Source organism: Sulfuricurvum sp. PD_MW2, from assembly GCF_002633015.1.
In the GTDB taxonomy this organism is placed as follows: Bacteria; Campylobacterota; Campylobacteria; order Campylobacterales; family Sulfurimonadaceae; genus Sulfuricurvum.
Genome location: NZ_NSIU01000074.1, coordinates 1 through 1054 on the forward strand (window position 1 = coordinate 1; position 1054 = coordinate 1054).

At 37.7% G+C, this 1054-nt stretch carries 2 protein-coding genes and 3 tRNA genes; all 5 read right to left on the minus strand.

What is annotated here, in order from left to right; translation table 11 throughout:
- A partial coding sequence (locus tag CJD30_RS11670) for a hypothetical protein (protein WP_294919357.1) occupies positions 1 to 332 on the minus strand: 332 nt, incomplete at its 3' end.
- Between the two features lie 160 nt (positions 333 to 492).
- A tRNA-Trp gene (locus CJD30_RS11675) sits at positions 493 to 564 on the minus strand.
- Positions 565 to 591: 27 nt separating this feature from the next.
- On the minus strand, positions 592 to 753 hold the full coding sequence (gene rpmG, locus CJD30_RS11755) for a 50S ribosomal protein L33 (RefSeq protein WP_366722943.1): 162 nt from the start codon (positions 751 to 753) through the stop codon (positions 592 to 594).
- A 24-nt stretch (positions 754 to 777) separates the two neighbouring features.
- Positions 778 to 849 (minus strand) — tRNA-Thr (locus CJD30_RS11680).
- Between the two features lie 22 nt (positions 850 to 871).
- Positions 872 to 954, minus strand: a tRNA-Tyr gene (locus tag CJD30_RS11685).
- Between the last annotated feature and the right edge of the window lie 100 nt (positions 955 to 1054).

Consider the following 1054-nt stretch of genomic DNA (forward strand, 5'->3'; position numbering starts at 1 on the left):
GGTATATAGTTTCCATTCGGTTTAATTTCCAAAAGGTCAGGAATGCCCATTAATTCGTCTTTAATTAAAACTCCTTGATATATTAGTGGTATTTTATTTTTGAGTGCTTCTGTCGTTTTTTTAAATCTTTCTTCTAAACTTCCTTCGCTTAAGTTTAAATAAGCACCCAAAGAATCAATAATTTCCTTTTCGTATCTTACGCCACGATCCCATAGAAGCTGGACAAATGGATTAGTTTCAATTATTTTTTCTTCTTGTGGACCATAAGTATCACGCCATATTCTGTGGGGACATTGAAGATAGTCATATAATTTTGAAGCCGTTATTCTCATATAATTAAATCAAATTAAAACACCTCAAAAAGAGGTGTTACGACTAGCTATTAAATTTGTTATTATTTGTTGACGCATATGGGTCTCTCGATACTAAATGTAGCGTGCAGGGGCGCCGGTATTCGAACTAACCGGGTCTCTCGATACTAAATGTAGCGTGCAGGGGCGGAGGGATTCGAACTCTCAAGACCTCTTTTGGAGAGAGGCAGTTTACCGTTGAGCTTACGCCCCTAAGACAAAAGGGATGCTCATTCCCTTCTTATCTCTTAACTTCTTTAAAAGTTGTGTGTTTCTTGCACTCTTTGCAAAATTTACTCATCTCTAACTTGTCTTCTACTGCCTTTGTCTTGTTAGTGAAGTATGATGTTTTCTTGCAAACTGTACAAACTAATTTTGATCTTTTTTTCTTTTTTGTTGCCATACTTTTTATTTATTTTATTAACTGAGCCGATGGTGAGAATCGGACCCACGACCTTTCCCTTACCAAGGGAATGTTCTGCCACTGAACTACATCGGCATTTCCCATCGGGCTCAATCGGTGGGCGAAGAGGGATTTGCACCCCCGAAGGCCGAAGCCATCTGATTTACAGTCAGACCCATTTGACTACTTTGGTATTCGCCCAATGAGACAATGATAGCAAATGATTGATTATTTTTTAATAACCTTCTTCTTTTTGTCACTCCTTTCCTGTATTTCTGTCTTTTATTAACATCTATCTCTT